19 protein-coding genes and 1 tRNA gene are annotated in these 20,000 nt (G+C 38.5%); 16 read left to right on the top strand and 4 right to left on the bottom strand.

The window, feature by feature from the left end; translation table 11 throughout:
• Positions 1-50: 50 nt before the first annotated feature.
• On the bottom strand, positions 51-755 hold the full coding sequence (locus Q1K78_RS14730) for a LysR family transcriptional regulator (protein ID WP_300180438.1): 705 nt from the start codon (positions 753-755) through the stop codon (positions 51-53).
• Positions 756-964: 209 nt separating this feature from the next.
• Here Q1K78_RS14730 and Q1K78_RS14735 point away from each other — a divergent pair, with 209 nt between their 5' ends.
• The 4 genes from Q1K78_RS14735 (at position 965) to Q1K78_RS14750 (ending at position 4,646) form a co-directional block, all read left to right on the top strand.
• A complete protein-coding gene (locus Q1K78_RS14735; RefSeq protein WP_300180441.1) occupies positions 965-2,032 on the top strand; it encodes an HlyD family secretion protein in 1,068 nt (355 codons plus the stop codon).
• A gap of 13 nt (positions 2,033-2,045) precedes the next feature.
• Entirely contained in the window at positions 2,046-3,071 is a 1,026-nt protein-coding gene (locus Q1K78_RS14740; RefSeq protein ID WP_300180444.1) for a DUF2955 domain-containing protein, read from the top strand.
• Positions 3,072-3,193: 122 nt separating this feature from the next.
• On the top strand, positions 3,194-4,198 hold the full coding sequence (locus tag Q1K78_RS14745) for a glycosyl transferase family protein (RefSeq protein ID WP_300180447.1): 1,005 nt from the start codon (positions 3,194-3,196) through the stop codon (positions 4,196-4,198).
• Positions 4,199-4,376: 178 nt separating this feature from the next.
• On the top strand, positions 4,377-4,646 hold the full coding sequence (locus Q1K78_RS14750; protein WP_300180450.1) for a DksA/TraR family C4-type zinc finger protein: 270 nt from the start codon (positions 4,377-4,379) through the stop codon (positions 4,644-4,646).
• A 99-nt stretch (positions 4,647-4,745) separates the two neighbouring features.
• Here Q1K78_RS14750 and Q1K78_RS14755 read toward each other — a convergent pair whose 3' ends face one another.
• Positions 4,746-5,240 carry a GNAT family N-acetyltransferase gene (locus tag Q1K78_RS14755; protein ID WP_300180453.1) on the bottom strand — a complete coding sequence of 165 codons (495 nt, stop codon included), beginning with the start codon at positions 5,238-5,240 and terminating at the stop codon, positions 4,746-4,748.
• Between the two features lie 238 nt (positions 5,241-5,478).
• On the opposite strand from Q1K78_RS14755, the gene Q1K78_RS14760 reads away from it, so the two are divergent.
• The 7 genes from Q1K78_RS14760 to Q1K78_RS14790 are packed head-to-tail and all read left to right on the top strand — an operon-like array spanning position 5,479 to position 12,000.
• Complete coding sequence (locus tag Q1K78_RS14760) at positions 5,479-6,087, top strand: hypothetical protein (RefSeq protein ID WP_300180482.1); 609 nt, start codon at positions 5,479-5,481, stop codon at positions 6,085-6,087.
• Between the two features lie 9 nt (positions 6,088-6,096).
• Positions 6,097-6,780 carry an ABC transporter ATP-binding protein gene (locus Q1K78_RS14765; protein ID WP_300180456.1) on the top strand — a complete coding sequence of 228 codons (684 nt, stop codon included), beginning with the start codon at positions 6,097-6,099 and terminating at the stop codon, positions 6,778-6,780.
• On the top strand, positions 6,768-8,030 hold the full coding sequence (locus Q1K78_RS14770) for an ABC transporter permease (RefSeq protein WP_300180457.1): 1,263 nt from the start codon (positions 6,768-6,770) through the stop codon (positions 8,028-8,030). The genes Q1K78_RS14765 and Q1K78_RS14770 overlap by 13 nt, the downstream gene beginning before the upstream one ends.
• Positions 8,023-8,817 carry an outer membrane lipoprotein-sorting protein gene (locus Q1K78_RS14775; RefSeq protein ID WP_300180461.1) on the top strand — a complete coding sequence of 265 codons (795 nt, stop codon included), beginning with the start codon at positions 8,023-8,025 and terminating at the stop codon, positions 8,815-8,817. Before Q1K78_RS14770 ends, Q1K78_RS14775 begins: the two co-directional genes overlap by 8 nt.
• A gap of 14 nt (positions 8,818-8,831) precedes the next feature.
• Positions 8,832-10,106, top strand: a complete 1,275-nt coding sequence (locus Q1K78_RS14780; protein ID WP_300180485.1) for a hypothetical protein — start codon at positions 8,832-8,834, stop codon at positions 10,104-10,106.
• A gap of 8 nt (positions 10,107-10,114) precedes the next feature.
• A complete protein-coding gene (locus tag Q1K78_RS14785; RefSeq protein WP_300180488.1) occupies positions 10,115-11,167 on the top strand; it encodes a histidine kinase in 1,053 nt (350 codons plus the stop codon).
• The gene (locus Q1K78_RS14790) at positions 11,164-12,000 is read left to right on the top strand and encodes a LytTR family DNA-binding domain-containing protein (RefSeq protein ID WP_300180464.1); all 837 of its coding nucleotides are present in this window, start codon (positions 11,164-11,166) and stop codon (positions 11,998-12,000) included. Before Q1K78_RS14785 ends, Q1K78_RS14790 begins: the two co-directional genes overlap by 4 nt.
• A gap of 114 nt (positions 12,001-12,114) precedes the next feature.
• On the opposite strand, the gene Q1K78_RS14795 is transcribed toward Q1K78_RS14790, so the two are convergent.
• The gene (locus Q1K78_RS14795) at positions 12,115-13,746 is read right to left on the bottom strand and encodes an alpha,alpha-phosphotrehalase (protein ID WP_300180467.1); all 1,632 of its coding nucleotides are present in this window, start codon (positions 13,744-13,746) and stop codon (positions 12,115-12,117) included.
• Positions 13,747-13,890: 144 nt separating this feature from the next.
• Between Q1K78_RS14795 and Q1K78_RS14800 the strand changes: the two genes are divergently transcribed.
• From Q1K78_RS14800 to Q1K78_RS14820, 5 genes are all read left to right on the top strand, one after another.
• A complete protein-coding gene (locus Q1K78_RS14800) occupies positions 13,891-14,772 on the top strand; it encodes a LysR family transcriptional regulator (RefSeq protein ID WP_300180470.1) in 882 nt (293 codons plus the stop codon).
• Between the two features lie 105 nt (positions 14,773-14,877).
• On the top strand, positions 14,878-16,056 hold the full coding sequence (locus Q1K78_RS14805) for an MFS transporter (protein WP_300180473.1): 1,179 nt from the start codon (positions 14,878-14,880) through the stop codon (positions 16,054-16,056).
• Positions 16,057-16,116: 60 nt separating this feature from the next.
• Positions 16,117-16,350 (top strand): GNAT family N-acetyltransferase, encoded by a 234-nt coding sequence (locus tag Q1K78_RS14810; RefSeq protein WP_300180476.1) that lies wholly within the window; start codon positions 16,117-16,119, stop codon positions 16,348-16,350.
• A 59-nt stretch (positions 16,351-16,409) separates the two neighbouring features.
• Positions 16,410-16,775 (top strand): HopJ type III effector protein, encoded by a 366-nt coding sequence (locus Q1K78_RS14815; RefSeq protein WP_300180479.1) that lies wholly within the window; start codon positions 16,410-16,412, stop codon positions 16,773-16,775.
• A 348-nt stretch (positions 16,776-17,123) separates the two neighbouring features.
• Positions 17,124-17,198, top strand: a tRNA-Gly gene (locus tag Q1K78_RS14820).
• Positions 17,199-17,441: 243 nt separating this feature from the next.
• Here Q1K78_RS14820 and Q1K78_RS14825 read toward each other — a convergent pair.
• Positions 17,442-19,433 carry an EAL domain-containing protein gene (locus Q1K78_RS14825; protein ID WP_366900073.1) on the bottom strand — a complete coding sequence of 664 codons (1,992 nt, stop codon included), beginning with the start codon at positions 19,431-19,433 and terminating at the stop codon, positions 17,442-17,444.
• Between the last annotated feature and the right edge of the window lie 567 nt (positions 19,434-20,000).

Consider the following 20,000-nt stretch of genomic DNA (forward strand, 5'->3'; position numbering starts at 1 on the left):
GGCAACTGACTCTCAAATCTATACCAAAGTGTGTCGGTTATTCTTGGAACCTAGGCTTTACTTGAAATAGCTAATCTTTGAAGTAAATTTAGATCATCACTAAATAATTGATAATCAAGCCCTTGAGGGAGCAAGCTTTTGTTATAACGACTAGCAAGCAGATGAAAGTCATTTAATTGAGCCACATTATCAGGGCATCCGTTAAGCGCTAAATATTCAGAAGAAGCAACCATGCTATAAGGAATTTGAATTAAGCGTTGCTGAATATAATCATCATGTAATGGCTCAATGTAGCTAGGCAGAATTTGTAGATCAACATTTTCACGGCGAAGATCCAACGATTGAACATGATGCTCAATCTCTAGTTTAACCTCAGTATACTCTTTCATATACTGTTCAATTAATTGGGAGAAAATTTCCGTCATTCCAAGGGCTGGAGGGATAGCAACTTTTAAACGACCTTTTGGCGTTAAATGGTGCTCTCTCATTAATCGGCTCGCATCCACTAGGGTATTGACTGGATTCGAGGCTTGCTCATATAGCCATTTCCCTTGCTGGGTTAATTCAATCGCTCTTGTCGTTCTGATGAGTAATTGATGACCAAGTGCTTTTTCTAACTCTTGTAGGCGACGACTAACCTTTGAGCGCTGTAATCCTGCAAATTGTGCAGCAGAGCTAATGCCCTTATGCCTAACAATAAGAACAAATAGGTAAATATCATCAAAGGAAACGGAGCTATCTGGATGGTTACTCATCTCTATTGTCCTGCTAATAGGTCATATATGGACTATTTTGCCATCTATTCGAAATGAAATCACGCACTATAATAATACCAATCTACATAAGTATTTGATCATTCTTGCTTGTTAAAATCGATTTTTCCTGCGCAATTATCTGAACAACCACTTATCCAGAATGGTATGAGAACCAGATCACAGCAACTTTGACTTTATTGAGAACTTCTATGCAAGCTGCAGAGCAAAAATTCAAACAATGGATGCGTATCCTAATCGTATTATTTCTTATCGTTACGGCTTATTTAGTGATGGCAGATAGATTAACGCCGTTAACGACCCAAAGTAAGGTGCAAGGCTTTGTGGTTCAAATATCACCAGAAGTGTCTGGTCGAGTCGTTGAAGTTAATCACACAAATAATCAATTAGTTAAGCAGGGCGAGTTACTGTTTAAGATTGATGATGAAAAATATCAATTGGCCGTTCAAAAAGCCGAAATTGGATTAGCTCAAGCAAGGGAGCAAGAAGCGTCATTAGTGGCGGATATCGAAGCGGCACGCTCAAATGTTAAAACGACTCAAGTAACGGCAGATAATGCGAACCGTGAATATCACCGTATTAAGCGACTAGCCAAATCAGGGGCAGTATCAGCATCAGGCTTAGATTCTGCTGTCACTAAGCGTGACCAAGCCGCTGCCAATTTTATGGCTTCAAAGCAAAAGTTACACGCATTGGAAGTTAAACTGGGTAAAGGAGATGGCCAAAGTAGTGCCGTACTTTCTGCAAAAAATACCTTAAAACAAGCGTTGCTGAATTTAGAAAATACTCAAGTAATAGCGCAAAGTGAGGGGATAATTACCAATATGCAGTTGCATGTCGGTTTGTTTGCCAATGCTAATCAGCCATTACTGACGTTTATTCCAACCGATTCACTGTGGATCTCCGCAGATTATCGTGAGAAAGCGACCTCAGAGATGAATAAAGGAATGTATGCTGAAGTGGCTTATGATGCACTGCCGGGTGAGGTGTTCCCATTATTGGTAGAGAGTCGCGATTATGGTGTAGCTTCAGCGCAACAAAAAGCCAATGGTCAATTAAGCAGTGTCGAAGTCAGCAACCGCTGGGTGCGTGATGCCCAACGTGTACGAGTGAATTTAATCAGCGAAGAGGCTATTTCCCCACGATTATTTGTTGGCTCGCGAGCAACCGTTATTATTTATACGTCAGGCAATACCGTCATTGATTACATTGGTCATAGCTTAATTACCATGATCAGCTATTTACACTACATATACTAGGTGGAATGTTGATATGAAAGCATTACGGATATGGTTTGGTTGTGTTCTAGGTTTTGCAATGTGTACGGTGTTTGGTTGGTCAAACGGCATGTTCGGAACTCTGCTACCACTGTTTATTTTATCTAATCTGAATCGTTGGAATTGGGGAATGTTCATCCAGTTGGTTGTCAGTGTCGTTTGGGTGAGTATTCAAGTGGTATTAATTGTCGGTTTTTTACAACCATATCCACTATTGATGACCGTAGCTGTTGGCATTATGCTGCTATTTAAATGCCACGCAATGCACTATAAAGCGAGTTACTTATTCGGCTACACTGGCTTATTAGTCGGTTCAATTTTATTGAATTTTGGATCGTATGTGACATTTGATTTAGAAAACTTCATTGTCGGGGCGTGGGTTGCAGCCATTATGGTGATCCCTATTTGTGCTTTAGCTTTCTATCTGTTTCCTGATCCTATTGACAGTAATGCACCGATTTTAAAAGTAGAAGGCCAGAGCAAAGATCCACGAGAGATGCTAGAACAAACGGCATTGGGCTGGATGGTTGCCATGATCGTATTTTTAATTTTTGAAATTGGTACGCTAAACGATTCATTGTCAGCACAAGCTTCAATGCTTATCATGCTCTCTCCAATGACACTCGTTGGCTCATTGATGATGGCTCGAATTCGTATCGTAGGGACTATCTTAGGCTGTTTAGCTGCGATGGCGATGCAATTGATACTTTATGATCTGTATGATAATCCAATTTTATACATTCTAAGTTTTGCAATTGCCTCGGGCTATTTCTGTAAATGGTTAGCCAGTGAAAACCCAATCATGAAGGGAGTTGGATTCTCAGCAATGGCGGCCTTAACCATTCCAATTACAGGCGTGATCCCCGGTCAAAAAGATGCATTTTTTGCTATTTTATACCGTGTATCTTCTATTGTGGTGGCAGTAATAATAACCAGTATCTTAATTTGGGTTTGTTATCGATTGATTAAGCTTTTTCCTATTTTCTTTAGAGGGGTAGAAAGAGAAGAAAAGGCTCACTAACAATTTGAATTAGTAGATAATAAGCCAAGAGGTAGGTACATTGTTACGAACTTCTTGGCTTTTTTTGTTTATGTGATAACGTCTGTGTAGTTGAAAATTATAAAGAAATAACAAGGACAGTCATGAGCTCAATTATAGAATGCATTAAAACCGTCGGTCGTGGTGAGCGTAGCCGTAAGCCACTGAGTTTTGATCAAGCTTACCAAGTAATGAAAGAATATCTTGCCGGTGAAGTCTCTAGTGACAAAATGGCAATGCTGATGATGCTTATCCGAGTTCAAAACGAAACGGTTGAGGAGATCAGCGGCTTTACCACTGCTATTCGTGAATTTATTCGTAACGAACAAACGCCAGAGCTAAAAGATCTTAACGTTGATATTGATTGGGCGTGTTTTGCCGGTAAACGCCAAGTTCAAGGTCCATCATGGCAGTTGTATGCAGCACAAATTCTAGCGAACAAAGGATTTAGAGTATTGATTCATGGCCACCTTCAATTAGGCAGTACACGTGAGCACGTATCTCAGGTGATTGATAAACTAAATATCCCTCGCTGTTCAAGTATTGCAGAGACACAAAAAGCATTAGATGAAGGTAATATCGCTTATTTACCTTTATCAGTTTATGCTCCTCAAGTTGAAACTATGCTGTTATGGCAACATGAGTATGGTCTGCGTACCCCCGCGAATACCTGTGCGCGTATGTTAAACCCGGCATCAGCTCCAATTTCATTACGTGGAAGCTTCCACCCAGGCTTACCACAGCTGCATGGTGAAGCGGAGTCTCGTTTACAACAAGCAACCGATGACTGCTCTGAATTGGCACTGTGCTTTAAAGGCATGGGCGGAGAATCTGAATTTAACCCTAAAGTTAGCCAGTCTCTATGGTGTGCATCAAAAGGGGTATGTGAAGAGCTATACTGGGAAGAGGCATTAATTGAAGATTTACCAATCCCTCAATCTTGTTTGTTAGGGACTAAACCCGAGCAGTTACAGCTAATGGCGAACACCGTTATTTTTAATGTTGCTAATGTTTTATGGGCAAATAAACGTGAAGAAAACTACCCAAGAGAGGAGGCGATTAAACTTGCTACTCAATATTGGGAAGAGTATGTAAACACACTCGATTAGCTCTTGATTAAACAAATGAATCTATTAAGCCGTAATTTTTATCGTTGCGGCTTTTTTATAATTATAATAATTTGGTTTATTACATCAGTGTAATAGTAATTCACATTTAGCTCTATTATCAAAACACTGTTAATAATCGATAATGTTCTCCTAGTCAATCATACATTTGGAGACCATTATGGCTAATGGATTTACAAGAGATGGTGGCGTACAAGAACAAATTGATGCCACTGTTACTGATGCAATTAATCGTGCGAGAGCACACCTTAACCACGAGCATAATGAGACAGATTATTGTCTTGAATGTGGTGAGTTGATCCCTGAAGGTCGACGTAAAATCATCCCCGGCGTTGAGTTGTGTGTGGAATGTCAATCTAAAGAAGATACACGTGAAAAAGCATTCAGCGCTTACAACCGTAGAGCAAGTAAAGACAGTCAATTACGATAGCAATGGTTACTGTCTAGATCTGCATTGGTATAACAATGGCGAAGTATCATACTTCGCCATACTATTACTGAGAAATGGTTTTGAATAAAAAAAGAGAGGCTATTTACGATTGATACGTGCCAAGAAATAGGTATTTACGTACTCACCCTGTCTAAATGCAGAATCAATGGCTTCACCTTCAATGACAAACCCGAATTTTTTATACAGAGAAAGCGCCGCGTGGTTATCTACAAACGCGTCAATCTCAATACGGCGAACATTAAGCCAATTATCAGCAAGTTCTAAAACGGTTTCAATTAGCTTACTACCAATACCACGTCCATGATAATCATCGTGAACGCCCATTCCAAAATGAGCAACATGACGAGTCCTAGGATGGGTCACTTGTTCAAAACCAATATTACCTACAACCTTGTTATCAATAAGGGCAACATAGCTATAGACGTTATCAGGTTTGCTTGAAATGCGTTTTTCCCAGAGAGCAGGAGATGGGAGTGGCAGTTGAAGTGTTTGCGCCTGAGCTTGTGGTTGATTATACAACTCACATAAACCACCAATGTCTTTTAATTCTGTTGGGCGAATTATTATTTCCATTACCTGCATCCTTTGCCTAATAAACATACACTTAACTTAACCAGAATCATCTTCGATGACAAGCACTGATCCCATTTGAATCTAATAATTACCGTTTATTCCTGTTATTTACCATTCGTCGCATCTTCCTGTTTTTCATTTTTACCTTAGCTAATCTATAAACATCAAAAAGGACCACAGATTAACTAAGGCCAACCTAATGAAACATAAATTAACGACACTAGTATTTAGCTTATTAATGAGTGTGATGACTTTCTCCACGCAAGCGGCATTAACGGATAAAGATATAGCGGTATATAACCAAGCAGCAGCAGGCGATGAAGATCTTGTTGAATCAGCTTATGAACGTTTTGAACAATTGATTCAAGCTGAAGGTGCAACGCCATTAACACTCGTTTATCTTGGCAGCGCAGAGACCCTAAAAGGGCGAGATGCCATGATGCCTTGGACAGCAATGAAATACGTTGAGCAAGGGTTAGCAAAAATTGGTAAAGGGCTAAATCTACTTGCTACGGAAACCACTCCAATTGAAGATCAACCAGTTGTTTCTGGTCTTCCTAATTCTTATCTCACCCGTGCTTTAGCGGCAGCAACTTATTCACAATTGCCTGATATGTTTAATCATTTTGAGCGCGGCTATGATCTTTATTTGGCTCTTTTATCTGAACCTGATTTTCAACAGCAACCTTATCAAGCCACTGCTTGGGTATATGGTTATGCAGTGCAAGCAGCGCTTCGTGCTGATGATATAAATCAAGTAAATCAATGGATAGCAGTCATGATTGAGCGGGATAAAAATCATCCTGAGTCAATAAAAGCACAAGCACTTATTAGTGCTAAAAATTAGGAGAGGACAATGATTAGTTTTAGTGGCATAGAAAAAACATATCAATTGGGCTCTCAAGACGTTGCTGGGTTGAAAAAGGTAGAGGGCTTTATTATTAAAGGCAGCATGGTGGCTCTGTGTGGCCCATCAGGTTCAGGAAAAAGTACCTTACTAAATATCCTTGGTCTATTGGATATGGATTACAAAGGTAAGATCAGAATGGATGGGAAAGCTTATCCTAAAGATCTCATTAAAGCGGCTACGTTACGTCGTCACCAATTGGGGTTTGTATTCCAAAGATTCAATCTTGTTCCTGTGATGACGGCTTTAGAGAACGTTGCTTATCCATTGCAATTAAATGGCTACAGCAGAGAAGAACAGAACAGGCTAGCCTCTGAGATGCTAGAAAAAGTAGGCTTAGGGAATTTTATTCACCATAGACCGGATAACCTTTCTGGTGGTCAGCAGCAACGTGTTGCTATTGCTCGTGCTTTAGTACATAAACCAAGCCTAGTGATTGCTGATGAACCGACGGCCAGTTTAGACAGTAAAACCGCAGAAGTTGTGATTGATATTATGAAGTCATTAGGACAAGAAATTGGGACGACGTTTATTATTGCTACGCACGATTATCGTATGGCGCAACACTGTGATAGCTGTATTAATTTATTGGATGGAATGATCAGTAAGGAGAAAATATCATGGGCAAGTTAATCACCTTATTTCCTGATTCATTGCGTCTTGCTTGGTTGAATTTATTGCGAAATGGCCGTCGTAGTGCGCTTTCAATTCTTATTATCACTATTGCTGTTTTTGCGCTAACCAGTGCTGGTGGTTTTGGTCTATATACCTATGATTCACTGAAAGAATCAACAGCGCGTGATACCGGGCATTTAACATTAAGTCAGCCGGGCTATTTTGAAAGCGATGAAGAGTTGCCATTAAGTAATGGTCTTTCTGACATTTCTCAATTAACTCGAAACATAATGAAGCATGATGAAGTTCGTGGTGTTCAACCTCGAATATATTTCACAGGCTTAGTCTCAAATGGAATGAAATCGACCATCTTTATGGGTACAGGGGTTAATGACCGAGAGTTCGATATGAAAGGGCCGTTTCTAGATATAAAATCAGGAAAAACCTTATCTGATATTAACTCTAGCCGTTATGATCCAATGGAACCTGAAGTCATGTTGGGCGTTGATCTTGCTAAAAACCTAAACGTAACTATTGGCGATTGGATAACCTTACTAAGCACCACCAGTGAAGGTGCATTAAATGCCTTGGATTTTAAAGTACGAGGGACGTATTCTACAGGCGTGCCTGAGCTTGATAAGCGTCAACTGTATATTCATATCCAATCGTCACAAGACTTGTTGATTTCAGATAAAGTCAGCACATTATCCGTTTTTTTATTTGATACTGAGCAAACGGAGTTTATGCACCAACGATTAAATGAAGAAGTAAACATCACTCAACAAGATATTGAGATTACGCCATGGCAAGACAGAGCCTTCTTCTACAATAAAGTAAAAAACCTTTATGATCTGATTTTTGGTGTGATGGGCTTTGTGATGGGATTAGTCGTTTTTGTAGCCTTGTTTAATACCATGACGATGTCCGTGACTGAGCGAACGCGTGAGATCGGCACGTTATCAGCACTTGGCAGTTACCCAAATGAAATTATTCATTCATTTTTACGAGAAGCTGGGTTATTAGCTGTTATTGGTGTGATTTTTGGGGCGTTAACCACCGCGATTACCACAGTGTTACTGATGGTGATTGATGTACAAATGCCACCGCCTCCGGGCAGAACCGACGGTTATCCATTAAATATTTATTTCTCATTTGAGTTGCTCGCTTATGCAGGAATTGGTGTGTTGTGCATCTGTTTACTTGCTGCCTATTTATCTGCTCGCAAGGGCGTAAAAAAACCAATCACGGAGGCACTTATTTATGTCTAAATTTAACTTATTATCTGCATTGTGTTTGTTTGTTGGGCTTCAATCTCAAGTGACAGCAACAGAGCTGAATCAATCAGAAAAAGAGGTGAGTGATACGCAAGTTAAGCAAATGATTAAAGCAGCGGATGAGTTTCGGTTAGATAACGCCGCGGCAAAAGTGGTATCAGAAGTGCTGCTGTATAAAAACAATGAGTTAGATAAAACGCGTCAATACACGGTCTATATGCGAGAAAATAGAGAATCATTAGTGCTGTTTAACTCTCAAGTAGAAGCGGGACAAAAGATGCTGATGCTGGGGGATAACTACTGGTTATTGATGCCAAAAAGTCGTCGACCAATTCGAATTACTCCAATGCAGAAATTATTGGGTGAAGCCTCTGTTGGTGATATTTCAACTCTGACATGGAGTGAAGATTATCAAGGACAATGGCAAGGGAGTGAATCGCTGACTTTAGAGAGTGGTAAACAACTGCAAACGGAGAGGCTTAAATTAAACGCGATTACTAAAGGTGCGAGTTATTTCACCATTGATTTGTGGTTAGAGCAGGGAACTCATTTTCCAATTAAAGCGGATCTCTATTTACGCTCAGGAAAAATGGCGAAAGAAGCGTGGTTTACCAAAGGACTTCGAGAAGGAGAAACCAGAGTCGTAGCCATGGTATTGAATGACCAAATTCAAACCAATCAAAAAACAGTTATTGAGTATAAAGAGATAGTCGCTACCGAAATTGATGACAAGTATTACAACCCTGCTTATTTATCGCGCACCAAAAACTTGGATCTTTAACTATGACTAAGAGAATGAGATCAAGAGTATTAACAATCGTGGTTTTGCTCTCGTTTAATCTGGCGGCTTCAGAGCTTACTTTTGAGTGGGATTGGATGCTGAGTGCCCAAACAACAACACAAAGAGAAACCGCTTTTGTGCCATTAACGGAATCACAACATCAAGAGTCAATTAATGGGGTGTTAGATGTTCAGATTGGTTATCAAGATTGGAATGCAGTGGTGGCATTAAAAGGCAATGATCTGTATTACGATTCAAGTATCCCCAATCAAGATCAATCTTCAGAAGCAGAATTCATCATCAGTGAGTTGTTTTGGCTGCACAGTATGGATGTTTTCGATCTGCCTTTGGATTTTCAATTAGGAAAAGTCAGAGTAGATTGGGGCGTCGGCTATGGTTATCGCCCTCTTGATATATTCACGCCATACCAACGTAACCCTGTTGGTATCCAAGTTGAAGAAGGGGCGGGTGTTGCTTCGGTATCCTATTTTGACAGTCAAGGTGAATGGTCACTGATTTACACCGATTCCTCGTGGACACAACAAGAAGGCAGCGAACTAGAAGAGCAGAGTGAACAACAAGGGTTTGGTATAAGGCGCTATGGATTAGTGGGGGACACCGAATATCAATGGCTCGCTTATTACGATGATATTCGCCAAGGGCTATTAGGAGCGAGTATTGTAACTGTCATTGATGCGTCGTGGGAGTTTCATGGCTCGGCGCTGTATCAATCAAAATACTTAGCCTATCAGCAGCCTAATTATCAAAAAACTAGCGATCAACAGCTAAATTCAATCTATGCGCCTGTGAGGTTGGAAAAAGAGTCCAACGCTTATCAAGCATTAGTGGGTTTTACTTGGGCAAATGAAATAGGCAACACCCTTGTTGTAGAATATTGGTATGACAGCCGCGCGTGGGGAGAAAATGAATGGGAGAATGCATTCAATATTGCGTCACCTTCGTATCAACAAGGGTATCTTAATGCCAACATGGTGCAGCATAACATGATGTTTCATTGGAGCTTAGACCCAAGCGCATGGTCGAATTGGCAATGGAGTCAGGATATCGGTTGGCTAAGTGAGTTAACACCAACGTTTGACCTGCTTTATTCTCCACAAGATAATGGCGTAATTGCGACTCAATGGTTTAATTATCTAGTGCATGATTCTGGTCACTCAAGTGTTGAAATGGAACTTGCCGCGCGTTTTTTAACAGGAAAAAGCGATTCTGCGTATGCAAACCTAACAGATAAGCATATGATCTTACTGAACCTAAAAGGAAGATTTTAATGGTTACGATAAACGAACAAAAAGAGCCAACGTTCAGATTACTAAAAAGCTTTTCTATTACCACTTTATTTTGCGTTGTTATCGCGATGGTAACCAGTAATGTTTGGTCATCTCCATTTTATGAACACGTTCTTATTAGTCTTGGTTATGGCTATAGCGCTGTTTTCTCTTCATACGCGCTAGATAAGCTCTTTCCTTCGATTAATAAAGCATATTCAACCTTTCTTGCTATGGTGCTATCTATTGGATTAGGCACATTACATGCATTTATATGGCTAAAAAAATACGATGATTTTGCAACGTTAGAAGCATTGAAACCAGTCGTGTTATTAGGATTAATATTTACCGTGGTCTGTTTTTATTACTTCCACTCTAATGAACAAAAATTATTGGCTGAGCAAGCATTAGAAGTGGCTAAGCGTAAGCAATCAGAGCAAGAAAAAGCACTAGTACTCAGCCAGTTGAGCCAATTACAAAGCCAAATAGAACCGCATTTCTTATTTAATACATTGGCGAATATCAGTGCATTAATTGAGTTGGACAGTAATAAAGCAAAGTTGATGCTAGAAAAACTCACCGATTTACTGCGAGGTACACTAAAAACAAGCCGTAAACCACTAATCAGCCTAGAACAAGAGAGCGAACTACTCAGCGCTTATTTAGCGATTCAGCAAATCCGCTTAGGTGACAGACTAAACTATGACATTGATAATCAGTTGACTGATTCATTGTCATTGCCCCCATTATTAATTCAACCTTTAGTCGAAAATGCCATTACACATGGTATTGAACCTAAAGCGAGTGGTGGGCAGATAAAGGTACAGTTTAATCAACTTGATGATGTCTTTAAGGTTACGATTTCTGATAACGGATTAGGTTTAAATTCAATGAGTTCTACTGCGGGTAATGGCATGAGTCTGAATAATATAAAACAGAGATTACACGATTTATTTGAAGGTAAAGCATCGTTAACTATCGCTGAAAATAAGCAAGGTGGCGTAACCGCGGAGTTATCAATACCAATGGAATGTTTAGAGCTGCTGAACAAGGAATATTCATGAATCAATCGATTACCGCTATTATTGCCGACGATGAGCCCTTATTACGTTTTCATCTTGAAAAAATGCTTTCTGATTTATGGTTAGATTTAGAGATTGTCGCTACTTGTGCTAATGGCAAAGAAGCGCTAGAAGCAATAGAGTTGCATCAACCAGATATCGCCTTTTTGGATATTAAAATGCCAGAGTTAGATGGCATGACGTTAGCGGCTCAATTACAAAAATCAGCCACACCACCGTTAGTGATCTTTATTACTGCCTATGATGAATTTGCCATAAAAGCGTTTGAAAATAATGCGATAGATTATGTATTAAAGCCAATATCAGAAACAAGGTTAGCGGTAACGTGTGAGAAGATAAGACAGAGAATTGCTCAACAACGGTTTTCTAAACAAAGAAGCTCATCAGATCCTTTGAACGAAGAAAAAAACACGCCAGACCAAGCCATACTGAGTGACTTGTTAGTTCAAATACAGCAGTTATCCGCTCAAAAAAAACCGGACTATTTAACTTGGGTTAAAGCTTATCAAGGAGACGATTTACACCTAATTTCTATCTCTGATGTGCTTTATTTTAAAGCCGAAGATAAATACGTTTCTGTTTATGCACAACAAGCAAATAACAAGGTGACTGAGTATTTGATCCGTTGTTCACTTAAAGAATTGCAACAGAAGATAAACCCTGATCATTTTTGGCATATTCATCGCTCAAGTATTGTTAACGTCGCCAAAATAGACAGAGTAAAAAAAGATCTGATAGGGCATTTATATGTGCATATTGGAGAATCAAAACTGCCCGTTAGCCGCAGCGCACAAAGTTTATTTAAAGGGATGTAAGAATAAAAAGAGGGAGTGAGAGTGTAACGCCCCATGCCAACAGCATAATTATCAATAGAAAGGTAATCTAATAGATAAGCAATAGAGCGCTACAAGGTGGTTCAATGAGGATAACTACAGCCTTACGACAATACTTTGATAAGGTGCAAGTGTTAGTTGCTCTCCAAAATGAATTACAGGGTCTAGATTTGCAATTAAACACTCTACTTCTTTGCCCGTTAAATGATCAGGAAGGGTTAACGTCTGAGACTCAGCAGTAAAGTTATTTAGTACAACCAAATGTTGGTCTTCATCTTTACGCTCATAAGCAAATACCGCAGGGTGATCTTCAAACAGTGGAATGAAATCACCGTACACAATCACAGGATTTTGTTTTCTCAGAGCAATCAGCTTTTGGTAATGATAGAAAATAGAATCTTTATCTTCCAAAGCCGCAGCCACGTTTATCTGTGGGAAATTTGGGTTCAATGAGATCCAAGGCGAGCCTTGAGTAAAACCAGCGTGCGCAGAATTATCCCAATGCATTGGAGTACGCGCGTTATCACGGCTATTGGCATGAATGCCTTTCATCATAGTTTCATGACTGACGCCTGATTCAGTTTTTACTTTATAGAAATTCAGCGTTTCAATGTCTTTGTACTCTTCTAAGGTATCAAAGGCCACGTTTGTCATGCCAATATCTTCACCTTGGAAGATATAGGGTGTGCCTTTTAGTAGGTGCAGCGTTGTCGCTAACATCTTCGCGGATTCAACACGATATTTGCCATCACACCCGTATTTAGAAACAACACGCGGTAAATCATGGTTATTCCAAAACAGAGAGTTCCAGCCGTTATTGCTCAGCTCAAGCTGCCATTTGATCATCACTTGCTTAAAGGCATTAAGATCTAATGGTTTTGGTTTCCACTTGTCGCCGTCTTCCCATAGCAGAGTAATGTGCTCAAATTGAAACACCATTGATAATTCGTTACGAGCAGGGTTACTATAAAGCTGTGCTGTTTCTGGCGTGGCATCCCAGGTTTCACCCACGGTTAATAGGTCTTTATTACCAAACGTCGCTTGATTCATCTGTTGAAGAAGTGGGTGTAGACGCTCGCCATTACCCGTGATCTTTTTGTCGATTTCTTTACCGATGAGATCAATTACATCTAAGCGGAAGCCGCCAATGCCTTGATCAATCCACCAGTTCATCATATCAAATACTTTTTGATGAACCGCAGGGTTCTCCCAGTTTAAATCAGGTTGACGTTTCGAGAATAGATGGAAATAGTATTGTTGATTCTCTTCATCCCATTGCCATGCTGTACCACCAAAGATAGAGCCTAAGTCATTTGGTGCTTCTCCGTTTTCATCTGCATCACGCCAGATATAAAAATCACGGTATTCACTGTCTTTGTTGTTTTTCGCTTCAACAAACCAAGGGTGTTCATCAGAAGTATGGTTAACCACTAAATCCATGACGATTTTAATGCCACGTTGTTCCGCTTTTTGCATTAATTCACGCATGTCATCCATGCTGCCAAACTCAGCAGCAATGGCTTGGTAATCAGAGATATCATAACCGTTATCATCCATTGGTGATTGGTATACAGGAGAGAGCCAAATAACATCGATACCAAGGGTGGTTAAGTAATCGAGTTTGCTGATAATACCTTGTATATCACCAATGCCATCATTATTTGAATCACAAAAGCTACGTGGGTAAATTTGATATACCACACTGTTATGCCACCAACGTTTTTCCATCTTGATATCCAATATTCACTAAAAGAAAGTAACGTTAATATAGCGAAATTAAATCGGTATGAATAATTGATAATTTGAACTCTGATATAGAAAAAATTTATATCACGAGTATGGTAGAGCTGAATTTAACAGTGGATATCAATAATGGAAAAGCAATATCGTTACTTTTATGAGGTAGCTCGCCAAGGCAGCATTAAAGCCGCGGCAGATAAATTGTGTATTAGCCAGCCAACGCTAACGACAGCCATTCAAAAATTAGAAGCGTTGTTGGACACGTTATTGTTTCATCGTAAATCTAAAGGCGTAGAACTCACCAGTACCGGCTGGGTCTATTATCGCTATGTACAAGATATTTATGAAAAACATGGGCAGATGATGCATCAACTATCGGACATGAAAGCGCGCAGCCAAGGTAAAATTAAAATTGGTATTGGTGAAGCGTGGTGGGAATATTTTGCTGCTGATGTAATTAAGCAATTTATAGAGACACATCCAACAAATTCACTCTATATTGAGTTTGGCAATGGCTTATCAATGCTGAGTCATTTACTTAATGGTGATATTGATCTCTTTATTGGTCATGAAATAGAAAATATTGATTCTCGTAACCGCGTGCGCTTCATTCCATTATTTACTGAATGCGAAGCCTTATATGTGCGAGAAGGGCATCCACTATTAATTGATAAGGAGGGAGCGGATAACAATGATTACCCACAAATAAAAGTCACCCCCGATCATAGCCGAGATGGAAAAGTACTTAATGATAAAGGCGCAGAAACCTTTGCATTAAAAGCACAACAAGCGAAGGTTATTTATGAGTTAGATTCATTAAAAGCCAGTGTCGATATGCTTAAAATGAGCGATGCTATTATGCCTTATACGGATAAAATAAAATCGAAAATGGCACTGCAAGGAGTTGTTGTTTTACCTGTCGAGCAATATAAAATTGGAGTGGTTGGGATTTACTCTAATACAGAAGTTCTGTCTGAAAATATGGAATACTTGGTCGGTTTATTCAAACGCTGACTATAGCGGTAGGTAAATAAAGTAAAGATTAGGCTGTGGTGGGCTAGAATTAATAAAAGTTATGCTACTGTAGCCGTAATATAAATAAAAATGAGAGTCACTATCATGCCGAGCCTTGCTCATTGGAAAAATCCTAAAACTTTTTTGATTTTAATTTCCATCGTTGTTCCCATTGCCTTTTCTACATGGAATGCGCTACTTAATAACTTCGTGATCGAAAAAGCGGCGTTTACTGGGGCTGATATTGGGCTCTTGCAAAGTGTGCGTGAGATCCCTGGTTTTCTAGCGTTTACTGCTGTTTTCATCCTTATTTTTATTCGTGAGCAAAAGTTCATGATCCTTGCTTTGGTGATGTTGGCAGTTGGTGTAGCAATTACTGGTTTTTTCCCAAGTGTGTATGGCCTGTTATGCACCACGTTATTGATGTCGGTAGGTTTTCACTATTTTGAGACCTTAAAACAATCCTTATCACTGCAGTGGCTAACTAAAGAAGAAGCCCCTGAAATGTTAGGTAAGCTGATCTCGATTGGTGCTCTTGCATCATTATGTACTTATGGTGTGCTGTGGGTATTACTTGAGTTAGTGCAATTAGAGTTTAAATGGATCTATTTAATTGCAGGGACAATTGCCCTTATGGTGACTGTTTTTATGTGGTTGTCTTTCCCTAACTTTGAAAGTGAAACTCCACAAACGAAGAAATTGGTTCTACGCAAGCGCTATTGGTTGTACTACGCACTTACCTTTATGAGTGGTGCTCGTCGTCAGATATTTATGGTGTTTGCAGGCTTTTTAATGGTTGAAAAATTTGGCTATTCAGCTGCTGATATCACTCTATTGTTTCTTGCTAATTATACATTCAATTGGCTTTTTGCTAAAAAGATTGGCCGCTGGATTGGTGTTGTGGGTGAGCGCAAGGCATTAATGTTTGAATATATTGGTCTTATTTTTGTGTTTGTTGGCTACGCATTAGTTCAAACGTCAGAAATGGCAGCAGCACTATATATTATTGATCATCTGTTCTTTGCATTAGCATTAGCGATTAAAACCTATTTCCAAAAAATTGCCGATCCTGCTGATATGGCATCAACTGCGGGTGTGGCATTCACCATTAATCATATAGCAGCAGTTGTTATCCCAGTAAGCTTTGGTTTGATATGGTTGGTATCGCCTGCTGCTGTGTTCTATGTTGGTGCTACAATGGCATTTATTTCGTTGTTATTGTCATTAAATATTCCAGAAGCACCACAAGAGGGGAATGAAACTCGCATTTTGAAGTGGAACTGATTACAGTATAGGGACGACAATCAATGGCATAAGCCAACGATCATTCAAAAGGAATATAGAATGAATGCGATTACCCATGATCCAGATAACAAATGCTATTTAATCGCTTTAGAAGGTGATGCGGTAGCAAAAGTTTATTATGAAAAGAAGGGCAATATTCTTGATGTGATAAGCACTCGAATTCCGGATGAGCTGCAAGGTAAAGGCTACGGAAAAGAGATGATGGAAGCCTTTTTAGCTGAGATGAAAAGCTCTGGCAAGCGCTTCTTGCAAACTAACATTAAACCCAGATGATACTTGGATCTTTTCAAGCACCATCTGGGTTTTTCTTTATTAAAACTCAGGAATAAAAAATGAATGTATTAACGTCTTTACAAAAGTTGTTACAAAAACTGAACGTTGAACCAGAGCTTGTTGAATTTACTGAGACAATGGCGGTAATTGAAGAGGCTTACGACTTTACCGCAACACCGTTTACTAATGGACAAACAGTGAACGACGCGGATCAAAATAATGGGTCATGTAAGATTTTTGCCTTTGCTCAGTTAAATCAATTGAGTATTGAACAAACTTTAGCGTGTTTTGGTCAATATTATCGTGAAGATGTATTACAAAACCCAACCAATGATGATCACCAAAACATTCGTAACTTCATGGTTACAGGGTGGTCTGGTATCCAATTTAGCTCTGTGGCATTACAACCAAAGGCTAGGTCGTAAGATAAGATCGCGATCAATATAAGTTATGAATAAACAATAAACAATAAACACCAATAAAGAGACCATTATGATCAAACGTTCGATGAAGCGCTTAAATTTTCAGTGTAAGTAAAGTTAAATCAAATGGATGTTAATGCTGTTAAGCGTCTACTGTTGATATCAAAAGTAACTACTGCAGATCGGTATTATTTTTCAATCGCTTTCCTTTTTATTAGAAAGCGGCAGAGACAATAAATAACGCTGTATTTTACCTCTGTTTGTATAAATAACCTGCAATCAACTAGTTAAGTGTAAAAAAGGCTTTACTTCAGCGCCCAGTGTGGCATTATCTATCTCGTTCGACGATGTGCGTACATCGTATAATGGCTATTACCTCAGCCTTCCAAGCTGATGATGCGGGTTCGATTCCCGCTGTACGCTCCAATCTCTTTTTATCCTCCTCAAGAGATTGTCCCTGTTTTAAAATCAAAAAATATTTAAAATGAAATGAAGCGCTTAATCGCGTCCTTTGTCGTATCTAGCATTTTTGGATGATCACTACACTGTAAATTAAACTATGAACGCAATTCTTTGTTCATATCATGAAATTTAGGTTAGAGTTATATTTAGAATGACAGATATGATTTAAAAGGACCAAATTCATCAGTCCTTTTTCTATAAGATAATTTAGAGTGTATTTGTTTTCTTTAAGGTTTGTAAAACAAATAACAGTGGTTGCGGTTTTGCGATTAGAAAACCTTGTATTTTATCAACGTCACAATCGGTAACAAATTGGAATTCTTCTTCTGTTTCAACACCTTCAGCAATGATTTCACAGTCAGCAATATGCCCCATTTCTGCAATTAGTTGATACAGTTGCTTTCCTTTTGGTGTTGATGCATCGAGTAATAAAGATCGGTCTAGTTTTATTTTATCAAATGGGAATTTCAATAGATGAGGGAATGAAGCATAACCCGTACCAAAGTCATCCATTGCTAGCTTTATTCCATGATCTTTTAAAATGCTTAAGGTATTTAGCAATTTAATATTATCACTCAATATTGCTTCTTCAGTAATTTCAATTTCTAGCCATTGTGCTGGAATAGAAAAGTGGGTTAATCGGCTAATAAAGTGTTCAGCAAACCCATTTTCTTCGATTGAAGCAACCGAAATATTAATCGCAATTCGCTGTCCTTGCGATAGTTTCATTTTTTGCATATCAGCTAATACTTTATCAATAACTAATTTGTCTAATGTCGGCATCATATTCAATAGTTGAAAATCACTAATGAATGTTGGAGGGCATAGATTCCCTGCATTATCTTGATAACGTAGTAAAGCTTCAAAGGATATTGCGTCTTTTTTATCAACAGGTTGAAGCAATTGATAATGCATTACAAAGCCATCTCTATGAAGCATGTTTGATAAACGTTTCTGAGCTGAAGAATGCTTTAAACTGCTTGCCGCAGAAGTTCTAACGTTATTTAATAAGCTTTGAAATATTGATTTCTCTATCGATGAATTAGTTATAGCTGATTTATGATGAAGCGCATATTTACCAGCAAATGATAGATAGAATGGTCGATAAATAAAGATACCCACAATGATAATGGTTAGCTGTAACAAAGAGCCTGAAATATTATTCTCCATAGCAAGATAACCACTAAATAAAGGTGGAGTCATCCAGTCTACAATGTTGGTGATGGGAGGTACCATCCCTGAGAAAATAGCTAAATATGTAATAAGAAAACTAATAAGAGGCAGCATTACAAAGGGAATAATCAGTAATGGATTAAATATAATTGGTAAGCCAAATAATAGGATTTCATTGATATTGAACATCATTAAAGGCAAAGCGGCTACTGCAAGCATGATGTGATTTTTTTCTTTAGAAAAGAGCAGAATACATAGCAATAGACTGATCGAGTTGCCAGACCCTCCCATTGACATAAATACATCATAAAACCCTTGATTAATAATATGTAAAGACGCTTCACCCGCTTCCCAATTGGCGATGTTTTTTTGAGTTTCAGCATAAATGGTCTGCTTGATAGCAAACAACATATTATGGCCGTTAATACCAATTGAGCCTAATAAACCAAGTATGGTTTGGTATATTAATCCACCAGAAAAGGTGAGAGGATCTACATTTATATTTCCAATAAGAGTTGTAAAATAGTTCATGGCTTTGACTATTATTTTAGATAGAAAAAAGGCCGAACTGATAAAGGCAAAGAAGTGAAAGACATGTTGAAATAATCGAGATGGAAAATCTAAAGATTGTGGTTCGAGTTGTTGTAAGTTAAAACGATAACAGTATAAATAAGTAATAGATGCGCTTAATAATGCGAGTAATGGGTTATTTGGAAGGTTGTAAAATGTAGATATACTGTTACTTTCTATTGAGAGTAAATAAAAAATAACCAGTGAGTAAATGATGAATGATGCGCTACTAAATGTTGTTTTATGGGATAAATAATAGCCTGCAATCACACAAAACGAAAGGGGGTAGATATTGATCAGTAGATTTGATAGATGAAAAAACAGCGTTGATGCAGCTTTAATCTCAAACAGATTAAAAGAGTGGCCAAGAAAAACGGCGATAGCATTGGAGAGTGTTAAGGGCAGTAATAATAAAGCAATAGCAGATAAATCGTAAATATAAGAATGAGAAGCCATGTTAAGCTTCTTTAATTTTTGATGTAATGGATTAGTAACCATAAAGAATGCATTACTGATAAAGCTTGAATTTAAGGTGGTCTTCAAATGAAACTATTCCAATAGAGGATGACATCGAACAGTTGATTTGAAAAATCAGTAAATTATTGTTGATGTAATCAGTAGCTAATAAAAGGTTGAAAATTTACGTATCATTAGTTATTTTTTTAAAGCGACGAATTCTTACACAGAGAGTAGCAGGTTACTAGCTTTAGTTTGTGTTCTCTGTCTTTTTAATCAATTAATAACATTTTATTTTAAATAGTTAATGAATTATTTGTATTGTTTTCAATGTATAAAAAAGACGAACCGATAGGTCCGCCGTTTAGTTGTTTTATATTTATGCTAACTTTTAATTTTAAAGGAGTTGGTTACTCTTCGTAGCTATCAATACTTGGGCAAGAACAAATTAAGTTTCGGTCACCGTACACGTTATCAACGCGATTTACCGTTGGCCAATATTTAGATGCTTTTGTTTGAACTGATGGGAAACAAGCCACTTCACGAGTGTATGGGTGATCCCACTCA

Source organism: uncultured Aliivibrio sp. (assembly GCF_946479765.1).
In the GTDB taxonomy this organism is placed as follows: Bacteria; Pseudomonadota; Gammaproteobacteria; order Enterobacterales; family Vibrionaceae; genus Aliivibrio.

What these genes read in the sequence shown, in the direction of transcription:
- Q1K78_RS14815 (WP_300180479.1), top strand. Translation starts at nt 16,410, where the DNA reads ATGAATGTATTAACGTCTTTACAAAAGTTGTTACAAAAACTGAACGTT.
- Q1K78_RS14810 (WP_300180476.1), top strand. Translation starts at nt 16,117, where the DNA reads ATGAATGCGATTACCCATGATCCAGATAACAAATGCTATTTAATCGCT.
- Q1K78_RS14755 (WP_300180453.1), bottom strand. Translation starts at nt 5,240, where the DNA reads ATGGAAATAATAATTCGCCCAACAGAATTAAAAGACATTGGTGGTTTA.
- Q1K78_RS14805 (WP_300180473.1), top strand. Translation starts at nt 14,878, where the DNA reads ATGCCGAGCCTTGCTCATTGGAAAAATCCTAAAACTTTTTTGATTTTA.
- Q1K78_RS14770 (WP_300180457.1), top strand. Translation starts at nt 6,768, where the DNA reads ATGGGCAAGTTAATCACCTTATTTCCTGATTCATTGCGTCTTGCTTGG.
- Q1K78_RS14795 (WP_300180467.1), bottom strand. Translation starts at nt 13,746, where the DNA reads ATGGAAAAACGTTGGTGGCATAACAGTGTGGTATATCAAATTTACCCA.
- Q1K78_RS14730 (WP_300180438.1), bottom strand. Translation starts at nt 755, where the DNA reads ATGAGTAACCATCCAGATAGCTCCGTTTCCTTTGATGATATTTACCTA.
- Q1K78_RS14750 (WP_300180450.1), top strand. Translation starts at nt 4,377, where the DNA reads ATGGCTAATGGATTTACAAGAGATGGTGGCGTACAAGAACAAATTGAT.
- Q1K78_RS14765 (WP_300180456.1), top strand. Translation starts at nt 6,097, where the DNA reads ATGATTAGTTTTAGTGGCATAGAAAAAACATATCAATTGGGCTCTCAA.
- Q1K78_RS14800 (WP_300180470.1), top strand. Translation starts at nt 13,891, where the DNA reads ATGGAAAAGCAATATCGTTACTTTTATGAGGTAGCTCGCCAAGGCAGC.
- Q1K78_RS14740 (WP_300180444.1), top strand. Translation starts at nt 2,046, where the DNA reads ATGAAAGCATTACGGATATGGTTTGGTTGTGTTCTAGGTTTTGCAATG.
- Q1K78_RS14735 (WP_300180441.1), top strand. Translation starts at nt 965, where the DNA reads ATGCAAGCTGCAGAGCAAAAATTCAAACAATGGATGCGTATCCTAATC.
- Q1K78_RS14790 (WP_300180464.1), top strand. Translation starts at nt 11,164, where the DNA reads ATGAATCAATCGATTACCGCTATTATTGCCGACGATGAGCCCTTATTA.
- Q1K78_RS14780 (WP_300180485.1), top strand. Translation starts at nt 8,832, where the DNA reads ATGAGATCAAGAGTATTAACAATCGTGGTTTTGCTCTCGTTTAATCTG.
- Q1K78_RS14775 (WP_300180461.1), top strand. Translation starts at nt 8,023, where the DNA reads ATGTCTAAATTTAACTTATTATCTGCATTGTGTTTGTTTGTTGGGCTT.
- Q1K78_RS14825 (WP_366900073.1), bottom strand. Translation starts at nt 19,433, where the DNA reads ATGGCTTCTCATTCTTATATTTACGATTTATCTGCTATTGCTTTATTA.
- Q1K78_RS14745 (WP_300180447.1), top strand. Translation starts at nt 3,194, where the DNA reads ATGAGCTCAATTATAGAATGCATTAAAACCGTCGGTCGTGGTGAGCGT.
- Q1K78_RS14760 (WP_300180482.1), top strand. Translation starts at nt 5,479, where the DNA reads ATGAGTGTGATGACTTTCTCCACGCAAGCGGCATTAACGGATAAAGAT.